Raw genomic sequence first — 19,526 nt, 5'->3', positions numbered from 1 at the left:
CCTTGAGCTCAAATTCTTCTATCAAACGATGACGACCCAATCGCAGGGGCTGCCTGCGTACCGCGTCGTCGTCAATGGTGTTCTGTGCCGCACGGCGTACCGGCGACTGCCCCGCAGGGCTGCGATAGCTATGGACGATGGCGCGCCGCCAGCCGTCACATCTGCCCTCACGCCTGCTTCACCGCACGGATGAATGCATCGATCTTCGCGGCATCCTTGATGCCCTTGCTCTGCTCCACACCGCCGCTGACATCCACGGCATACGGCCGCACCTGGGCGATGGCCTGGCCGACGTTGCCTGCCGACAGGCCACCGGCAAGGATCACCGGCTTGCTCAGGCCAGCCGGCACCAGCGACCAGTCGAACGCCTCGCCGGTACCGCCCGGCACACCGGCCACGTAGGTATCCAGCAACACGCCCTGGGCACCGCCATACAGCTGGCAGGCTGCCTCGAGGTCGTCTCCGGGACGCACCCGCAAGGCCTTGATCCAGGGGCGATGGAAGCCTTCGCAATCGGCGGGGGTTTCGTCGCCGTGGAACTGTAGCAGGTCCAGCGGCACCACTTCGAGAATCTCGTTGAGCTCGCAACGCGAGGCATTGACGAACAGACCCACAGTGGTCACGAACGGCGGCAACTCGGCGATGATCGCCCGCGCCTGGCGCACGTCAACGGCCCGCGGGCTCTTGGCATAGAAGACGAAGCCGATGGCATCGGCTCCGGCATCGGCCGCGGCCAGGGCGTCTTCGATGCGGGTGATTCCGCAAATCTTGCTGCGCACGTTGCTCATGGACTGCAAACCCTGAATGCGTGGTCAAAGGCCGGATCTTAGCAAATGCCCCAGGCGCCGTCAGTCGACCAGGCTTTCATAGCCGCTGAGAAAATGTGGACCAATGTAACGACTCGGCAGCTCGAAGCTTTCCGGGTACTCCACCTGCACCAGGTACAGACCATAAGGATGCGCCGTCACGCCGCCCTCGCGGCGATTGCGCCCCTCGAGCACCTCACGCGCCCAACTGGCCGGCCGCTCGCCGGCGCCGATGGTCATCAGCACCCCGGCGATGTTACGCACCATGTGGTGGAGAAACGCGGTGGCGCGCACGTCGAGCACGATCATGCGACCGTGGCGGGTGACCCGCAGGTGATGGATGTGCTTGATCGGCGACTTGGCCTGGCACTGGCTCGCACGAAAGGCACTGAAGTCATGGGTACCGAGCAGGTACTGGGCCGCCTCGGCCATGCGCTCGACGTCCAGCGGACGATGGTTCCAGGTGACTTCTTCGGCCAGGTGCGCCGGACGGATCGGATCGTTGTAGATGACGTAACGGTAGCGCCGCGCGGTTGCCTTGAAACGCGCATGGAAATCGGCGGGCATCGGCCGCGCCCAGACCACGCTGATGTCGTGAGGCAGGTTGAAATTGCTGCCCAGGGTCCAGGCGCGTTCATCGCGCTGGGCCCGGGTATCGAAATGCACCACCTGACCGCAGCCGTGGACACCGGCATCGGTTCGACCGGCACAGACCACGGCGATGGGTTCGTTGGCGACCTTCGACAAGGCCTGCTCGAGGGCCTGTTGCACACTGGGAACGCCGCTGGCCTGGCGTTGCCAGCCACGGTAGCGCGATCCCTTGTATTCCACCCCCAGGGCGATGCGGGTGAAGCCTTCGGCGGCCGATTCTGAGGCGGCGGTGTCGATGATGTCCAAGAACCTGAAACCTGTGGATGATACGGAATGGCGGGGATTATAACGACAACGGCAGCCGTATTGGGCTGCCGTTGTCATCAGGCGGTCCTGTCAGACCAAGCGCGAGAGCATGTCCTCGGCTTCCTGACGCTGGGTATCGTCGCCATCCTTGACCACCTCGTCGAGGATGTCCCGAGCGCCCTGGTGGTCGCCCATGTCGATATACGCCCGCGCCAGGTCGAGCTTGGTCGCCACCTCATCGGTGCCGGAGAAGAAGTCGAAGTCCAGGTCATCCAGCGGCTCGAGATCGGCAGCAGCGTCCTCGGCGGTGAACTGCGGCTCCAGCGAGGGGCTTTCGAGATTCTGCGACAGCTTGTCGAGCTCGGCATTGACGTCGTCCAGCTCCGAGGCGAAGTTCTTCGCCGCTGCCGAATCGTCGTCCAGCGACAGCGACAAGTCGAAGTCCTCTGGCAGTTCCAACTCGGAGATCGGGTCGAATTCCGGGATGGCGTCGAAGGCGGCGAGTTCCGCCGCCACGTCCACGGGTGCCTCGGGATCTGCCGGGGCTGGCTCGCCGGTGTCCAGGTCGAAATCGGCAAGGTCATCGAGCGCTGGCGCTTCGGCCTGGGCCAACAGGGTTTCGAAATCGGCATCGGCGTCGGTGACGGGCTCGACCGGCGCAACGTCCGGGGACTCTTCGGCCAGTGGCTGGGCCGGCGCTTCGTCGTCGAGCATCGGCGGTTCGAGGGCCGTGTCCAGCGGCAGATCGTCATCCAGACTGAGATCGAAGGCGCTGTCCAAGTCGTCGACTTCGGGAGCGGGCGTCTGGCTGATGACGTCTGGCTCTGCCTCTGGTTCCGGATCAACATGCGGCGCAGACTCCGGCACTGCCTGAGGCACGTCTTCGGCAGCCGGCGGCGCATCGTCCTGCAGCAAGTCCTGCACGTACTGCTCGTCCATTTCCGCAGCCAGGGCGGCAGCGCCCAGGCCAGCAGCTGCCAAGCCAAGCATGGCAGGATAGCGACTCTTGAGGTCGTCGACCTGGGCCACGTTGTTTTCACTGGCAGACAGCTTGCGCTCCTGCTCGACGAACCCACTGTGATCCCCCTGGCGGGCATACACGTCCATGAGCTTGAGACGCAGGTCGTCACGCTCAGGCTCGGCGGCAACTGCCGACTCAAGCAGGTCGGCTGCGTGGTTCAGACGACCGGCGGCGATGCTCTGATCAACTTCGGCGAGCAATCGTGCAATCGGGTCGATGTCGGTTTGCGGCTCGGCCACTGGGGCTGGCGCAACCGGCTTTTCCGCCGCTGTCGCAGCGGCGGCCGAGGCCGCGACCACGGCCGGCGACAGGGTCACGCTCGGCGCCGAAACCTCGACCCCTTCGAAGCTGCTCGGCGGCAGGTCGAAGTCCGGGGCACGTTCGTTTTCCTCGGCCAGGGCGCGGGCCATGCGCAGATGCTTCTCGGCCTCCTGTTGGGCCTTGCGCTTGCGCATCAGCAGCAGGACCAGCAACAACAGCACCAATGCCGCGGAGCCTGCGATCAGCCCCAGCAGCAGCGGATTGCCCAGCAGATCGTCAAGCGCGCCTGGCTGCTCGTCGACTGCCTGTTGATCTGCGCTCGGCGGGTTTTCCGGCGCCGTGTCCACGGCAGCCGGCGCCGGCTCGACCACGGGCTCGGCAGCATCGGCTGGTACCTGCGCGGCACCAGCGGCCGCGGGCGCTGCGGCGGTCGACGGAGCAGCCGCAGCGCCGCCCTGCGCTTCCAGGCGGGCCAATTGGTCGTTCTTCAGCTCGATCAGACGCTGCAGCTTGTCCAGTTGGCTCTGCAGGTCGCTCATGCGGCTCTTGAGTTCTTCGTTGTCGCGGCGGCTGGTGTCCAGGCTCTCCTGGGCCACCGCCAGCTGGTCGCTGAGCGCTTTGGCGTCCTTGGCATCGGCCTGGTTGCCAGGCGTCACCAGGCGCAGATTGTCGCCTTGAGCGATGCGCGCTGGCGCGGCTTCGGCGGCACCACGGCGGGTGGCGTCGAGCTGGCGCGCCCGCGGACCCAGCCGCCGGCCTTCGCGCCACGCACGGTACTGCTCGGCCACCTCACGGTTGGCTTCGCCCTGGGGGATACTCTGCACCTGCTGCTGATCGGGCAGGCGCAATACCTGGCCGACCTTCAGTTGGTTGATGTTGTTGCCAATGAAGGCGTCGGGATTGAGCGCCTGGATGGCGATCATGGCCTGCTGCACAGAGCCGCCCTGGACATGCTGGGCAGCGATCTGCCACAGGGTGTCACGGCGCTGGGTGGTGTAGCTGGCGCCAGCGCTGACCGGCGCTGCGATATTGCCCGCCGCCGGCTGCTCGCCCTGAGCCTTGGCCTGGTCGAGCAACACGCTGTAGTCACGCAGCAGGCGACCTTGGGGCCACATCACCTGGACCAGGAACTTGACCACGGTACCCGGCAGCGGCTGGCTGGAGGTCACCCGCAATACGCTCTTGCCGTTGGGGTTGATCACCGGGGTGAAGGTCAGGTCTTCCAGATAGCTGGGATAGGCCACTCCGGCCTTGCTGAATTCTTCCGGCGACGCCAGGCTCGGCGCCACTTCCGAGGCTCGCAGGTCACGTACATCGAGCAGTTCGATCTCGGCATCCAGCGGCTGGTTCTGCGCCGACTTGAGGGTCAGCTCACCCAACCCCAGGGCGTTCGCCATGCCGGACGACAGCGCCGATGCTGCTGCCATGGCCAGAACCAGTTTGCGAATTCGAAGCATGACTCTTCCCTTGTATGGATCGTCCAACACCTTCTACCGATGTAGGACAAAATTGCTCGCCAGTATCATTTACACCCTGGGTTTTATCAACAATTGCGCCACTTGGACGGCGTTGAGGGCGGCGCCCTTGCGCAAATTGTCGGTGGTCAGCCACAGGTTCAACTGTTCGGGCTCATCTACACCATGGCGTACACGACCAACATAGACCACGTCCTGCCCGACTGCGTCGCCGACAGGTGTCGGGTAATCCTCGGGCTCGACCAACTCAAGGCTATCGGCGCTGTCCAGCGCCTGATTGACCGCCGCCAGGTCGACTGGCGCGCGGCTCTGTAGCGCTACACTGAAGCTATCGCCGAAAAACACCGGGACTTGAATGCAGGTCACGGAAATCTTCAAATCCGCCAAGCCCAGCAGCTCGCGCAGCTCGACCACCAGGCGCCGCTCCAGGGCACTATGCCCCTGCTCGTCCACCGCACCCACCTGAGGCAATAGGTTGAATGCCACCTGGCGGTCGAAGAAACGCGGCTCCAGTGGTCGTGCATTGAGCAGCTCGGCGGTCTGCCGGGCCAGTTCGTTGACCGCCTCGCGCCCTTGGGCAGACACTGCCAGCGCGGCCATGACCTGCACCCGCTCGATCTCCATCAAGCCCTTGAGCGGTGCCAATGCCACGGCAAGCGCTACCGCTGCGGCACTAGGGCTGGAAATGCGGGCGGGCAGCGCCAGGCCGTCGAGGCGCTCGGCGTTGGCCTCCGGGACCACCGGCAAGGCGTCTTCCAGGCCGCCGGACAAGTCGATGACCGTGCAGCCGGCCTGCTCGGCCTTACCGGCGAAGCTGCGGCTGACCGCAGGGCCAGCGGCGAAGAAGGCCAGCTTGACCTGAGCGAAATCGAAACTGTCGACCTCGCGCACCTTGAGCTTCTTGCCGGCGAACATCACGCTGCTACCGGCCGACTCCATGCTTGCCAACAGGTGCAAGGTGGCGACTGGGAACGACAGTTCTTCGAGGATCTGCACCAGGGTTTCACCGACGCTGCCGGTGGCGCCGATGACGGCGATATCCAAGGGGGTGGTCATGGGGGAAAGATCCTTTTGCTGAAACGGCGGGGGCGGCACTTTACTTGGATTGTAGTGTTTTGTCTGTCTTGGGCTTGGCGTAGGGGTCGGCGGGGTGGCGGATATCGAGCGCCGCGCGGGCGGCGCTCGACCTCACAGGCGCTGAATATCTTCCGACGACCAACAAAAAACCCGTACTGTCGCCAGCACGGGTTTTCGGTCAAACCAGAACGATCAACGCTCCAGCAGAATCCGCAGCATGCGCCGCAGCGGCTCGGCAGCGCCCCACAGCAGCTGGTCGCCAACGGTGAACGCGCCCAGGTACTGCGAACCCATGTTCAGCTTACGCAGACGGCCAACCGGGATGTTCAGGGTGCCGGTGACCTTGGTCGGGCTCAGCTCCTGCATGCTGATCTCGCGCTGGTTCGGCACCAGCTTGACCCATGGGTTGTGCTGGCTGATCAGGCCTTCGATGTCGGCCAGCGGCACGTCCTTGTTCAGCTTGATGGTCAGCGCCTGGCTGTGGCAACGCATGGCGCCGATGCGCACGCAGATGCCGTCGACCGGGATCGGGCTCTTGAAGCGACCGAGGATCTTGTTGGTCTCGGCCTGGGCCTTCCATTCCTCGCGGCTCTGGCCGTTGGGCAGCTCCTTGTCGATCCACGGGATCAGGCTACCGGCCAGCGGCACGCCGAAGTTTTCGGTGGGGAACGCTTCGCCGCGCATGGCCTCAGCGACCTTACGGTCGATGTCGAGAATGGCACTGGCCGGATTGGCCAGGTCATCGGCAACGGCAGCGTGAATGCCGCCCATCTGCTTGATCAGTTCGCGCATGTTCTGCGCGCCGGCACCGGAGGCCGCCTGATAGGTCATGGCGCTCATCCACTCGACCAGGCCGGCTTCGAACAGGCCGCCCAGGCCCATCAGCATCAGGCTGACGGTGCAGTTGCCGCCGATGTAGTTCTTGGTACCGGCGTCGAGCTGCTGGTCGATGACCTTGCGGTTGACCGGATCGAGCACGATGACAGCGTCGTCCTGCATGCGCAGCGACGAGGCGGCATCGATCCAGTAACCCTGCCAGCCGGCTTCACGCAGCTTGGGGAACACCTCGTTGGTGTAGTCGCCGCCTTGGCAGGTCAGGATCACGTCGAGGGTCTTGAGCTCTTCGATCGAATAGGCGTCCTTGAGCGGAGCAATATCCTTGCCCACGTTCGGGCCCTGGCCACCTACGTTGGAGGTGGTGAAGAACACCGGTTCAATAAGGTCGAAGTCCTGCTCCTCCAGCATCCGCTGCATGAGCACGGAACCGACCATACCGCGCCAACCGATCAGACCTACACGTTTCATCGCAACTACACCTTTGCTAAAAGTGGGCCGCCACCGGGAGTTTGGGGTGGCGGGCCAGAGAGATTACAGATTCCGCAGCGCGGCGACTACTGCGTCGCCCATTTCTTGCGTACCGACCTTGCGGCAACCTTCCGAGAAGATGTCGCCAGTGCGCAGACCCTGGTCCAGGACCAGACTGACCGCTTGCTCGATGGCCTCGGCCGCCGCGTGCTGATTGAAGCTGTAGCGCAGCATCATCGACACCGACAGGATGGTCGCCAGCGGGTTGGCAACGCCCAGGCCGGCGATGTCCGGTGCCGAACCATGGCAAGGCTCGTACATGCCTTTGTTATTGGCATCCAGGGACGCCGAGGGCAGCATGCCGATGGAACCTGTGAGCATGGAAGCTTCATCCGACAGGATGTCACCGAACATGTTGTCAGTCACCATCACGTCGAACTGCTTCGGTGCGCGCACCAGCTGCATGGCCGCGTTGTCGACGTACATGTGGCTCAGCTCGACATCCGGATAGTCCTTGGCCACGTCCTCGACCACTTCACGCCACAGTTGGCTGGACGCCAGGACGTTGGCCTTGTCCACCGAGCACAGCTTCTTGCCGCGCACGCGGGCCATGTCGAAGCCGACGCGGGCGATGCGGCGCACTTCGCTTTCGCTGTACGGTAGGGTGTCGTAGGCCTGGCGCTCGCCGCCTTCGAGTTCGCGCTGGCCCCGTGGGGCGCCGAAGTAGATACCGCCGGTCAGCTCACGGACGATAAGGATATCCAGGCCCGAAACGATTTCCGGCTTGAGCGACGAAGCGTCGGCCAGTTGCGGGTAGAGGATGGCCGGACGCAGGTTGGCGAACAGACCCAGTTGCGAGCGGATCTTCAGCAGACCGCGCTCGGGACGGATGTCACGCTCGATCTTGTCCCACTTCGGGCCACCCACGGCGCCCAGCAGCACGGCGTCGGCCTGGCGAGCACGCTCCAGGGTCTCGTCGGCCAGCGGCACGCCGTGCTTGTCGATGGCCGCGCCACCGATGACGTCGTGGGTCAGGCTCAGGTCGAGGCGGAACTTGTCGTTAGCCACCTCCAGCACCTTGACCGCCTCGGCCATGATTTCCGGGCCGATGCCATCACCTGGGAGAATCAGAATCTGCTTGCTCATGCTTTCCTCTATTCATTCAAGCGGCGCGGCCGAGCTGGCCACGCCGAACTGTATCTTGTTACGAGCGCTGGCGCTCGGCCCACAGCACCAGCACATCGGTGCTGAACGAGCCGTCGGCTTCGATCTGATAATACTGCCGGACTTCCTCGCCCATGGCCTGCTGCAACTGGCGAATGGCTACACGCAGCGGCTCCGGGGTGCGCATGCGCTTGACCCAGCTGGAAAACTCCAGGCGCAAGGCTTGGCGCGTGTGGCTGCGCACATGCAAGCCCGCCTCGCTGACCTGACGCTGCCACTCGGCGGCAGAATAATCGCGAACGTGGCTGGTGTCGCGCAGCACTTCCACGGTCTGCAGGTAGGTGTCGAGCAACGGGCTGCCCGGTGACATCACGTCGACGAACGCGGCCACGCCGCCCGGCTTGAGTACCCGGCGCACTTCGCGCAGGGCCAGACCCAGATCGCTCCAATGATGCGCCGAATAGCGGCTGAAGACGAAGTCGAACGAGGCATCGGCGAACGGCAGGCGTTCGGCGGCGCCGCACTCGGTGGTGATATTGCCCAGCCCGCGATCGGCGGCTGCGGCGGCCACCACGTCGAGCATCGATTGCGACAGGTCGTAGGCGACCACCTCGGCAACCAGCGGCGCGACATGGAAGCTGACATGCCCGGCACCACAGCCCAGGTCCAGAACACGGGCGCTGCCCTGCCCCGCCAGCTCGGCCTGCAGCAGGGCGAACTCGTTGCCCTGGGCGTGCACGGCGCTGCTGAGGTAGGCACTGGCCTGTTCGCCGAACTGGCGTTGGACCACATCGGTGTGATTGGTGCGGGTCATGGGATCAATCCTTTAGATATTCACTGCCAAGACCGGCCCTTTCGCGGGCAAGCCCGCTCCCACAGAAGCAACGCAGATGCTGTAGACAGCACTTTACCGTGGGGGCGGGATTGCCCGCGAAGAGGCCAGCGAAATCAACTACGAACTTCAGGCATCGCGGAACAGCCAGGGCTGCCCGGCGCGGTGCTTGCCTTCGAAGGCCTTGATCGCGTCGCTGTCCTGCAGGGTCAGGCCGATGTCATCGAGGCCATTGAGCAGGCAGTGCTTGCGGAAGGCGTCGACTTCGAAGTGCAGCACCTTGCCATCCGGACGGGTCACGGCCTGGGCCTGCAAGTCGATGGTCAGCTGGTAGCCTGGGTTGGCTTCGACCTGCTTGAACAGCTCGTCGACTTCCTCATCGCTGAGAATGATCGGCAGCAAGCCGTTCTTGAAGCTGTTGTTGAAGAAGATGTCGGCGAAGCTCGGCGCGATCACGCTGCGGAAACCGTATTCGTCCAACGCCCACGGGGCGTGCTCGCGGCTCGAACCGCAGCCGAAGTTCTCACGGGCCAGCAGCACGCTGGCGCCTTGGTAACGGGCATGGTTGAGCACGAAATCCTGGTTCAGCGGGCGCTTGCTGTTGTCCTGGTACGGCTGGCCGACATCCAGGTAGCGCCACTCGTCGAACAGGTTGGGGCCGAAGCCGGTACGTTTGATCGACTTGAGGAACTGCTTGGGGATGATCTGATCGGTGTCGACGTTGGCACGATCCAACGGCGCGACGAGACCGATGTGCTGGGTAAAGGCTTTCATGCTGCACTCCCTTGGATCAACTCGCGGACATCGATGAAGTGGCCGGTCACCGCGGCAGCGGCAGCCATGGCTGGGCTGACCAGGTGGGTACGACCACCAGCGCCCTGGCGCCCCTCGAAGTTGCGGTTGGAGGTGGACGCGCAGTGCTCGCCACTTTCCAGGCGGTCCGGGTTCATCGCCAAGCACATCGAGCAGCCAGGTTCACGCCATTCGAAACCGGCCTCGAGGAAGATCTTGTCCAGACCTTCACGCTCGGCCTGGGCCTTGACCAGACCGGAGCCCGGCACCACCAGCGCCTGCTTGACGTTGGCGGCGACCTTGCGGCCCTTGGCGATCTCGGCAGCGGCGCGCAGGTCTTCGATACGCGAGTTGGTGCATGAGCCGATGAATACGCGATCGAGCTTGATGTCGGTGATCGCCTGATTGGCGGCAAGACCCATGTACTTGAGGGCCCGCTCGATCGAGCCACGCTTGATCAGGTCCGGTTCGGCAGCCGGGTCCGGTACACGTTGGTCGACGGCCAGAACCATCTCCGGCGAGGTGCCCCAGCTGACTTGCGGCTTGATCTGCGCGGCATCGAGCTCGACCACGGTGTCGAACACCGCGTCGGCATCGGACACCAGGCCTTTCCAGGCCTGCACCGCCTGCTCCCACTGGGCGCCCTTCGGCGCATACGGACGACCTTCGACATAGGCGACGGTAGTCTCGTCCACGGCCACCAGGCCCACGCGGGCGCCGGCTTCGATGGACATATTGCAGATGGTCATGCGGCCTTCCATCGACAACGCGCGAATGGCGCTGCCGGCGAATTCCATGGCATGGCCGTTACCACCGGCAGTACCGATCTTGCCGATCACGGCGAGCACGATGTCCTTGGCGGTGACGCCAGCAGGCAATTGGCCTTCGACACGCACCAGCATGTTCTTCATCTTCTTGGCGACCAGGCACTGGGTGGCGAGCACGTGCTCGACCTCGGAGGTGCCGATGCCATGGGCCAGGGCGCCGAAGGCACCGTGGGTCGAGGTATGCGAATCGCCGCAGACCACGGTCATGCCCGGCAGGGTCGCGCCTTGCTCAGGGCTGATGACGTGGACGATGCCCTGGCGTTCGTCGTTCATCTTGAATTCGACGATGCCGTACTCGTCGCAGTTCTCGTCGAGGGTCTGCACCTGCAGGCGCGACACCTGGTCGACGATTGCGTCGATGCCACCCTTGCGCTCTGGCGTGGTCGGCACGTTGTGGTCCGGCGTGGCGATGTTGGCATCGATACGCCACGGCTTGCGGTTGGCCAGGCGCAGGCCCTCAAAGGCCTGGGGCGAGGTCACTTCGTGGATGATATGGCGATCGATGTAGATCAAGGACGAGCCGTCATCACGGCGCTTGACCTCATGGGCTTCCCAGAGTTTGTCGTAGAGCGTTTTGCCAGCCATCAGACTGTTCCTCATCAGCGTCTTTCTATGCCAAAGACCCCTTGGCTTGTACGGACGATGCTATGGGGTTAGATTGAATAACTCAAATTCATAATTTTTATACTTTGGATAACCAACAGGAATTCAAACCATGGACCTGGCCAACCTCAGCGCCTTCATCGCCATCGCTGAAACCGGCAGCTTCTCCGGCGCTGCGGAGCGCCTGTTCCTGACTCAACCGGCCGTCAGCAAGCGCATCGCCGGCCTGGAGCAGCAACTGGACGTGCGCCTGTTCGACCGCCTCGGCCGCGAAGTGACACTGACCGAGGCCGGACGCGCCCTGTTGCCCCGTGCCTACCAGATCCTCAACGTGCTCGATGATACGCGCCGCGCCCTGACCAATCTCACCGGGGAGGTGAGCGGTCGCTTGACCCTGGCCACCAGCCATCACATAGGTCTGCACCGCCTGCCGCCGCTGCTGCGCGCCTTCACCCGCGAGTACCCAGCGGTGGCGTTGGATATTCAGTTTATGGATTCGGAAGCGGCCTACGACGAGATTCTCCATGGTCGCGCTGAGATCGCCGTCATCACCCTGGCACCAGAGCCGCACCACCTGGTCAAGGCAGTGCCGGTCTGGGATGACGCCCTGGACTTCGTCGCCGCCCCCGAACACCCGCTGGCGCGTAATGGACAGGTCGGCCTGGAGGATGTCGCCCGCCACCCGGCGGTGTTTCCCGGCGGCAATACTTTCACCCACCACATCGTCCAACGCCTGTTCGAAAGCCAGGGCCTGACGCCGAACATCGCCATGAGCACCAACTACCTGGAAACCATCAAGATGATGGTCTCGATCGGCCTGGCCTGGAGCGTCCTGCCCCGCACGATGCTCGATGAACAGGTCGCTCCCATCGCCTTGCCCGGCATACAACTGTCGCGCCAGCTAGGCTACATTTTGCACACGGAGCGAACGCTATCGAATGCGGCGAGGGCCTTCATGGCCCTGCTCGACAGCCACGCAGGGTCCGCCTGACCGGTCGTCAGCTCGGCAGTTCCAACTCAAGGACGCGTTTCAAGCCAAAGGTCTGGTATCGATGCCCAAATCAGCAAAACGCTTTCCGCGCCTGCCGCGCATTCCTGCGGTCGACCCCCAGGAATCGGAGCAGGCCTGGCAGAATGCACCACAGCTGCTCGCTGCCTTGAACGGCGCTCGCCTGGGGGCCTGGCTGTGGGACATCGAAAGCGGCCGGGTGAGCTGGTCGCGTGGCACCCAGGCGCTGTTCGGCTTCGATCCACAGCAGCCCTTGCCCAAGGACATCGACTACCTCGACTTGCTGCCCGAGGAAGACCGCGCCCGCACCCGTCAGGCTTTCCAGGCCGTGGTCAACGGCGAACCGGTGGTCCAGGCCATGCGCCACCGCATCCGCTGGCCTGATGGCACCCTGCACTGGCTGGAAATCAACGGCAGCCTCACCCACGACCGCCACGGCCGTCCCCAGATGATCGGCGTGATTCGCGAGATCACCCGCCAGCGTGAGCGCGAAGCTGCGCTGATCAATTCGGAAAAGCGCTTCGCCACACTGTTCCACCTGAGCCCCAACGCAGTGCTGCTGACCCGCCGCCACGACGGCATGATCTTCGACGTCAACCAGCACTTCGAGGACATGCTCGGCTGGCCAGGCAGCCAGGTCATCGGCAAGACCAGCCTGGAGCTGGGCTTGTGGGCCGATCCCGAGCAGCGCCACCAGGTGATGGAGGCGACCCGCGCCGGCAGCGGTCCGGTCAGCCTCGAAGTCCGGTTCCGCGCCAGCTCCGGGCAGATCCACGACGGCATCCTGTGCACTCAGGGCATCGAGTTCGAAGGGGTGACCTTCCTGCTCAGCACTTTTGTCGACACCACCGATCGCAAACGCGCCGAACAGGCGCTCAAGGACAGCCAGGAGCGCCTGGACCTGGCCCTGGACTCGGCGCAACTGGGCACCTGGGACTGGCATATACCCAGCGGCATGCTTTACGGCTCGGCGCGTGCCGCGCAACTGCATGGCCTGGACCCGATGCCCTTCCACGAATCGTTCGACGCCTTCTTCGAAGGTGTGCCCGAGCAAGAACGCAACAACATGCGCCAGGCCTATCGCAGCCTGCGTGAGGGCCCCGCGGGCAACTACCAGATCACCTATCGGGTGCAGTTGGAAAATGGCGCTTCGCGCTACATCGAGAGCCGTGCCCGCCTCTACCGTGACGAACATGGGCAGCCGCTGCGCATGGCCGGCACCCTGCTGGACATCACCGACCAGGTCGAGCGGGAGCAACGCCTGAGCGCTTCGGAAGAGAAGTTCGCCAGCCTGTTCCAGGTCAGTCCGGACCCGATCTACGTCACTCGCCAGGACACCGGCCAGTTCATCGAAATCAACCCGGCGTTCACCCAGACCTTCGGCTGGAATGCCGAACAGGTGATCGGCCGTACCGCCGACGAGCTGGGCCTGTGGGCAGAGCCCTCCGAACGCAGCCAGCGTATCGAGCAGGTCATTCGCGAGCAGGCCTTGAGCAACGTTGCCGTGACCCTCAACCACCGCAACGGCTCGCCCCTGACCTGCGTCATCTCCAGCCGTCTGATCAGCGTCGACGGCCAGCCTTGCAGCGTCACCACGCTGCGCGACATCACCCAGCAGCAACGCGCCGAAGCGGCACTGAAATCCAGTGAAGAGAAGTTCGCCAAGGCTTTCCACTCCAGCCCTGACGCCATCACCATCACCGAACGCCTCAGTGGCCGCTACCTGGAGGTCAACGACGGTTTCACCCGCCTGACCGGCTACAGTGCCGCCGAAGTGCTCGGCCGCACGGTGTACGAGCTGGGCATCTGGGCCGACGAAAAGCAACGTGCGGCACTGCTCAACGAACTGTATGAGCACGGTCGCGTGCACCACCGGGAAATGCTCGGGCGAAACAAGCACGGCGACATTCTCACCGTCGAAGTCTCGGTGGAGCCGATCAGCCTCAACGCCGTCGACTGCCTGCTGCTGACCGCCCGCGACGTCAGCCAGCTGAAGAACGCCCAGGCGCAGATCCGCCACCTGGCCTACCACGACCCGCTCACCAACCTGCCCAACCGGGCCCTGCTGATGGACCGCCTGAGCCAGCAGATCGCTCTGCTCAAGCGCCACAATCAGCGCGGCGCCCTGCTGTTTCTCGATCTCGACCACTTCAAGCACATCAACGACTCGCTCGGACACCCGGTGGGCGACACAGTGCTGAAGATCATCACTGCTCGTCTGGAAGCCAGCGTGCGCCTGGAAGACACCGTGGCGCGCCTGGGTGGGGACGAGTTCGTGGTACTGATCGGCGGTCTCGAAGGCGGCCGCGACGCAGTCGAGGACAAAGTCCGCGAATTGGCCGATACCCTGCGTGAACTACTGGCCGAACCCATGTCGCTGGACGGCCAACGCCTGCAGGTGACGCCGAGCATCGGCGTGGCGCTGATTCCCGATCACGGCGTGACCCCGGCCGACCTGCTCAAGCGCGCCGATATCGCGCTGTACCGAGCCAAGGATTCGGGGCGCAACACTACCCAGCTGTTTCATAACACCATGCAAAAAGCTGCCAGCGAGCGGCTACGCATGGAAAGCGACCTGCGCCTGGCACTGGCCCGTGGCGAACTGGCCCTGCACTTCCAGCCCCAGGTGGATGCGCGCGACAATCGTATCGTCGGGGCCGAGGTTCTGCTGCGCTGGCACCATCCGCAGCTGGGCCAGCAACCCCCGGCGCAGTTCATCCAGGTCCTTGAGGAAAGCGGACTGATTCTCGAAGTGGGAAGCTGGATCCTCGACGAAGCCTGCGATGCCTGCGCACATATGCTGCTCGACGGCCTGATCGACGCCGAGACCTTCAGCCTGTGCGTGAACATCAGCCCGCGGCAGTTTCGTCAGAACGATTTCGTCGAGCGGGTGCTGCGCAGCCTGGACGACTATGGCCTGCCGCGGCGCATGCTCAAGCTGGAAATCACCGAAGGCATCGTGATCCAGAACCTCGAGGACACCATCAGCAAGATGCGCGAGCTCAAGCGCTATGGGGTGAGCTTCGCCATGGACGACTTCGGCACCGGCTATTCCTCGCTGACCTATCTCAAGCGCCTGCCGGTGGATGCCCTGAAGATCGACCAGACCTTCGTTCGCGATGCTCCCCTGGACCCCAACGACGCAGAGATCGTCCGCGCCATCGTCGCCATGGCACGCAGCCTGGGCCTGGCGGTCATTGCCGAAGGGGTCGAGCTGACCGAGCAACTGGAGTTCCTCGAACGCCAGGGGTGCTACCTGTACCAGGGCTACCTGCACAGCCGGCCGTTGCCGCTGGTAGCGTTTCGGCAGTTGCTGATGGAGGCGCCAGCGGACTACTGAACAACGAAAAAAGGGCACCCGAAGGTGCCCTTTCGCTCATCCCGCTGAGATCAGTTCAGCGCTGGCTTTTCGCCATTAATGGGGATGCGCTTGGCCTTGGCTTCTTCCGGCACGATACGCAGCAGGTCGATGCTGAGCAGGCCGTTGGCCAGGCCGGCAGACTTCACTTCGATGTGGTCAGCCAGGCGGAACGACAGCTTGAAGGCGCGCTGGGCGATACCCTGATGCAGGTAGGTCACTTCGGCGCCGTCGTTTTCGCGCTTGCCACCGGTGACGGTCAGGACGCCTTTCTCGACTTGCAGGTCGAGGTCCTGTTCCTGGAAACCGGCTGCGGCAACCACGATGCGATAGTGGTCATCGCCATGTTTTTCAACGTTGTAGGGAGGGTAGCTGCTACCCGCCTCGTTACGTGCCGCGGATTCGAACAAGTCGTTGAAACGGTCGAAACCAACGGAATGGCGGAACAGTGGAGCGAGAGAGAAAGCACTGGTCATGGTCATAAACTCCTGAGATTCAGCAAGTAAGTCATTACGCGACCCGACTTCGGCATCGCGTACTCAAGAGATAGGGTCAGCAGGAGGGGATTCAAGGGGGGGTGCAAAAAAATTGTGCTTTGGCTCGCCTGATCGGGCCTCTTCGCGGGCAAGCCCGATCAGGCAACACATTCCTCGAATGCACTCTGCTCGACCCCCAGCAACCGGCTGATCCGTGCGCAATCATCCTCACGCCGCAGTTCGGCGAACAACACCACCGCCTCGGGATAGCTGCGGGTCAGCATCGCCAGCCACTGCTTCATCCGCCCCGGTGCATAGCGCGGCGACAGCTTGGCCTGGGCTTGGCGCCAGAATTCGCGCAGCAGCGGCAGCAGGTTGTCCCAGCGCAGCGGCTGGTAGTCGCGTCCGTCACGCGCAGCGGCGATCTGCAGGGCCAGGTCGGGGCGCGATACCAAACCGCGACCGAGCATGATGTCCTCGGCACCACTGACCTCGCGGCAACGCCGCCAGTCGTCAACGGTCCAGATCTCGCCATTGGCGAACACCGGCACCGCCACCACATCCTGGACCCGCGCCACCCACTCCCAATGGGCTGGCGGCTTGTAGCCCTCGACCTTGGTCCGCGCATGCACCACCAAGTGCGCCGAACCGCCCTCGGCCAGAGCCGTGGCGCACTCCAGCGCACCGTCCGGGCTGTCGAAGCCCAGACGCATTTTCGAGGTGACCGGGATATGCGCCGGCACCGCCCGGCGCACTTCACGGACAATGGCATGCAACAGCTCAGGCTCCTTGAGCAGCACCGCGCCGCCGCGGGACTTGTTCACCGTCTTGGCCGGGCAACCGAAGTTCAGATCGATCACCGGCGCCCCCAGCTCGCAGGCAAGCGCGGCGTTCTCGGCCAGGCACACCGGATCAGAACCCAGCAGTTGCACGCGCATCGGCACGCCAGCTGCCGTACGCGCACCCTGGCGCAGCTCCGGAGCCAACTTGTCGAAGGACGATGCCGGCAACAGCCGGTCGCAGACGCGAATGAACTCGGTGACGCACCAATCGATGCCGCCCACACGGGTCAGGACGTCGCGCAGGATGTTGTCGACCAGCCCCTCCATCGGGGCCAGGGCAATTTGCATGGGAGGGACTCGCCGGAAAAAGCGGCAGTCTAACAAAAAATGCCGGCGGTTCAGGCGCCGATCAGCGCCGGACCGTAACCGTCGATGAACTCCGCCGGCATGCGCCGAGGCTTGCCACTGGAAAGCTCGATGCAGGCGAACGTGGTCTGCGCCCGCAGCAGCGTCACGCCGTCGCGCGGGCGCATGAGCTGGAAGCGCCGGGTCATGCGCAGGCGCTGGTCCCAATCGATGATCCAGGTCGCCAGTTGCAACTCGTCGTCCTCGTAGGCAGCCGCGAGGTAGTCGATTTCGTGGCGCACCACCGCCATGGCCCGATCCAGTCGGCGGTACTCGGTCAAATCCAGGCCCAGGCGCTGGGAGTGGCGCCAGGCGCAGCGCTCCAGCCAAGTGACGTAGACCGCGTTGTTGGCATGGCCAAGGCCGTCGATGTCCTCGGTGCCGACACGCAGGTCGATGATGAATGGCGTTGCCAAATCCCAGCTCATGCCCACTTCCTTAACCCGATGTCCGATTCATGGGAGTTGCGAAGCAGCAGAGTGTAACGGAAGCTCAGGCAGTTTGCCGTGCCGGAGCACTGGCTTCGGCCAGCAGTTCGAGCACGGCTTCGCCCAGACGCGGGTCGGCGAGCACACGCTGGTGGCCGCCTTCCTGCAACAGCAACAAGCGACTGTCGAACCAGGCCTGATGAATCAACTGCGCCTCCTCGGCCGCCACCAGGGCATCGTCGGCGGCATGCACCACCAGGCCCGGCAGGTCCAGTTGGTAGGCGCTGACATCGAGACGGCCGATCTGCATGCCGACATCCCGCTCGATCTGGCGGATGAACGCCGCCCTGGCCCGGGCCGGCAGGCCCAGGCGCTGGGCGAAGCCACGCAGCACACCGAGCAAACGCGCCGGCGCGGCGATACTCACCGCCGCCTCGGTACGCAGCCCCATCTGCAGGGCCAGCAGCACGCTGGCACCGCCCATGGAATGACCGATCACCGCACGCAACGGCGGCAACTCGGCCGCTGCCTCAAGCAACGCGCGGGCAAACAGCACCACATGCGCCTGCCGCCCGGGCGAGCGCCCATGGGCCGGACCTTCCAGCGCCACGACAGTGTGTCCGGCCTGCACCAGCCTCTCGATCAACGCGGCAAATTGGGTGGGTCGGCCTTCCCAGCCGTGCATCAACAGCACCGTAGGTCCTTGCCCCCAGCGCAAAGCCGACAAGCCGAAGCGCAGGGTGATGCGCTCGGCCGAGGCCAGCAGAGGCAGCTCCCAGGGCTTGGGCGGCAGATTGCGCGGTGTCATGAAGGCTTGGCGCATACGTCCGGCGATATGCTCCGGCACCAGGTGGCCTAGCGTGCCGTTAACGCCGCGGATCCAGTTCAAGGTTGTCATCGTCGTACTCCCCACTGAAAAGAGTCAGATCACCGCCGACTTGGCGGCCCGCAGGATGCGATCGGACAGCTCGCCCGTGCCAAGCGCTCGCGCCAGGGCCAGGCCACCGATCATCAACGCCAGATCGGCCAAGGCGGCATCGGCTTCTTCGGGGCGGTCGACCATCTGCGCGGTCATCAACTCGATGTGTTCGGCCAGCGCTTCGCGAAATGCTTCCGGCAGTCGCTTCATTTCACCCAGGGCATTGGGTAGAGGGCAGGCGTGCACTTCGGCATCACGGTGCTTGCGCGACAGATAGAAGGCCGACACCAGCGCTCGCCGTCCCGCCCCATCCAGGCTCGGATCAACCTGGGCCAGCAGCGCTCGGCGCTCGCGGAGTAACTGGCTGAAAGCCTCGAGCATCAGCTCGTCCTTGCTCTCGAAATGGGCATAGAACCCGCCGACGGTCAGGCCCGCCGCCCCCATTACCTGGCTGACACTAGGCTCGGCGGGGCCATGTTGGATCAAGGCCGCCTGGGCCGCCTCGAGGATGCGCTCCCGGGTCTTGCTCTTCTTGTCGCTCATGGACCGGTTTCTCGAACAAATATGATGATCGAAATATTATTCCCATCATATTTTTTCGCAAGCTTTGTTTCGCACCGGCGACCGACGGCAATCATCGACAGAAAAAGGAGAACTTTCGAAGGCGCAAAAACAAAAGGCCCATTCAATAAGCGAATGAGCCTTCAAAGCCCCGCAAAACGCGGGAAAAAATTGGCGTCCCCTAGGGGACTCGAACCCCTGTTACCGCCGTGAAAGGGCGGTGTCCTAGGCCACTAGACGAAGGGGACGTAACCTTCGCGAAGATTCACATTCATGAACCCTGGCAGAAATGGTGGAGCTAAGCGGGATCGAACCGCTGACCTCCTGCATGCCATGCAGGCGCTCTCCCAGCTGAGCTATAGCCCCGAAAACAAAAGGCTCATCCAATATGCGAATGAGCCTCTTAAAGCCCCGCAAAACGCGGGTAAAAGTGGCGTCCCCTAGGGGACTCGAACCCCTGTTACCGCCGTGAAAGGGCGGTGTCCTAGGCCACTAGACGAAGGGGACGTAACCTTCGCGAAGATTCAC

General features: G+C 63.9%; 16 protein-coding genes and 3 tRNA genes. 2 read left to right on the top strand and 17 right to left on the bottom strand.

Going from position 1 to position 19,526, the window contains the following annotated elements; genetic code table 11:
* Window positions 1–167 precede the first annotated feature (167 nt).
* The 9 genes from E2H86_RS25075 to leuC form a co-directional block, all read right to left on the bottom strand.
* Window positions 168–788, bottom strand: a complete 621-nt coding sequence (locus E2H86_RS25075) for a phosphoribosylanthranilate isomerase (protein WP_133332192.1) — start codon at window positions 786–788, stop codon at window positions 168–170.
* A 60-nt stretch (window positions 789–848) separates the two neighbouring features.
* Window positions 849–1,703, bottom strand: coding sequence for a tRNA pseudouridine(38-40) synthase TruA (truA, locus tag E2H86_RS25070; protein WP_133332191.1), 855 nt, complete (start codon window positions 1,701–1,703; stop codon window positions 849–851).
* 90 nt (window positions 1,704–1,793) lie between these two features.
* Window positions 1,794–4,442, bottom strand: a complete 2,649-nt coding sequence (locus tag E2H86_RS25065) for a FimV/HubP family polar landmark protein (protein ID WP_133332190.1) — start codon at window positions 4,440–4,442, stop codon at window positions 1,794–1,796.
* Between the two features lie 69 nt (window positions 4,443–4,511).
* Window positions 4,512–5,516 carry an aspartate-semialdehyde dehydrogenase gene (locus E2H86_RS25060; protein WP_133332189.1) on the bottom strand — a complete coding sequence of 335 codons (1,005 nt, stop codon included), beginning with the start codon at window positions 5,514–5,516 and terminating at the stop codon, window positions 4,512–4,514.
* A gap of 213 nt (window positions 5,517–5,729) precedes the next feature.
* Window positions 5,730–6,842: an aspartate-semialdehyde dehydrogenase gene (gene asd, locus E2H86_RS25055; protein ID WP_133332188.1), complete on the bottom strand. Its 1,113-nt coding sequence runs from the start codon at window positions 6,840–6,842 to the stop codon at window positions 5,730–5,732.
* 63 nt (window positions 6,843–6,905) lie between these two features.
* Window positions 6,906–7,988 carry a 3-isopropylmalate dehydrogenase gene (gene leuB / locus E2H86_RS25050; protein ID WP_133332187.1) on the bottom strand — a complete coding sequence of 361 codons (1,083 nt, stop codon included), beginning with the start codon at window positions 7,986–7,988 and terminating at the stop codon, window positions 6,906–6,908.
* A gap of 58 nt (window positions 7,989–8,046) precedes the next feature.
* Window positions 8,047–8,820, bottom strand: coding sequence for a class I SAM-dependent methyltransferase (locus tag E2H86_RS25045; protein ID WP_133332186.1), 774 nt, complete (start codon window positions 8,818–8,820; stop codon window positions 8,047–8,049).
* A 147-nt stretch (window positions 8,821–8,967) separates the two neighbouring features.
* Window positions 8,968–9,612, bottom strand: coding sequence for a 3-isopropylmalate dehydratase small subunit (leuD, locus tag E2H86_RS25040; protein WP_133332185.1), 645 nt, complete (start codon window positions 9,610–9,612; stop codon window positions 8,968–8,970).
* Window positions 9,609–11,042: a 3-isopropylmalate dehydratase large subunit gene (gene leuC, locus E2H86_RS25035; protein WP_133332184.1), complete on the bottom strand. Its 1,434-nt coding sequence runs from the start codon at window positions 11,040–11,042 to the stop codon at window positions 9,609–9,611. Before leuC ends, leuD begins: the two co-directional genes overlap by 4 nt.
* Window positions 11,043–11,172: 130 nt before the next feature.
* Between leuC and E2H86_RS25030 the strand changes: the two genes are divergently transcribed.
* Window positions 11,173–12,051: a LysR family transcriptional regulator gene (locus tag E2H86_RS25030; RefSeq protein WP_133332183.1), complete on the top strand. Its 879-nt coding sequence runs from the start codon at window positions 11,173–11,175 to the stop codon at window positions 12,049–12,051.
* Window positions 12,052–12,112: 61 nt separating this feature from the next.
* Window positions 12,113–15,409 (top strand): sensor domain-containing protein, encoded by a 3,297-nt coding sequence (locus E2H86_RS25025; RefSeq protein ID WP_133332182.1) that lies wholly within the window; start codon window positions 12,113–12,115, stop codon window positions 15,407–15,409.
* 50 nt (window positions 15,410–15,459) lie between these two features.
* Here E2H86_RS25025 and E2H86_RS25020 read toward each other — a convergent pair whose 3' ends face one another.
* The 8 genes from E2H86_RS25020 to E2H86_RS24985 form a co-directional block, all read right to left on the bottom strand.
* A complete protein-coding gene (locus tag E2H86_RS25020) occupies window positions 15,460–15,903 on the bottom strand; it encodes an Hsp20 family protein (RefSeq protein WP_133332181.1) in 444 nt (147 codons plus the stop codon).
* A 158-nt stretch (window positions 15,904–16,061) separates the two neighbouring features.
* Window positions 16,062–17,033, bottom strand: coding sequence for a tRNA dihydrouridine synthase (locus E2H86_RS25015; protein WP_133332180.1), 972 nt, complete (start codon window positions 17,031–17,033; stop codon window positions 16,062–16,064).
* A 50-nt stretch (window positions 17,034–17,083) separates the two neighbouring features.
* Window positions 17,084–17,518, bottom strand: coding sequence for an acyl-CoA thioesterase (locus E2H86_RS25010; protein WP_133332179.1), 435 nt, complete (start codon window positions 17,516–17,518; stop codon window positions 17,084–17,086).
* A 64-nt stretch (window positions 17,519–17,582) separates the two neighbouring features.
* Window positions 17,583–18,416 (bottom strand): alpha/beta hydrolase, encoded by an 834-nt coding sequence (locus E2H86_RS25005; protein ID WP_133332178.1) that lies wholly within the window; start codon window positions 18,414–18,416, stop codon window positions 17,583–17,585.
* A 24-nt stretch (window positions 18,417–18,440) separates the two neighbouring features.
* The gene (locus E2H86_RS25000; protein ID WP_133332177.1) at window positions 18,441–18,980 is read right to left on the bottom strand and encodes a TetR/AcrR family transcriptional regulator; all 540 of its coding nucleotides are present in this window, start codon (window positions 18,978–18,980) and stop codon (window positions 18,441–18,443) included.
* Window positions 18,981–19,170: 190 nt separating this feature from the next.
* Window positions 19,171–19,246: transfer RNA gene (locus E2H86_RS24995), tRNA-Glu, on the bottom strand.
* 42 nt (window positions 19,247–19,288) lie between these two features.
* Window positions 19,289–19,364: transfer RNA gene (locus tag E2H86_RS24990), tRNA-Ala, on the bottom strand.
* 65 nt (window positions 19,365–19,429) lie between these two features.
* A tRNA-Glu gene (locus E2H86_RS24985) sits at window positions 19,430–19,505 on the bottom strand.
* Window positions 19,506–19,526 lie beyond the last annotated feature (21 nt).

The sequence above is a fragment of the Pseudomonas putida genome (assembly GCF_004357765.1).
In the GTDB taxonomy this organism is placed as follows: Bacteria; Pseudomonadota; Gammaproteobacteria; order Pseudomonadales; family Pseudomonadaceae; genus Aquipseudomonas; species Aquipseudomonas putida_U.
This window is presented reverse-complemented; position numbering and strand designations above follow the sequence as displayed.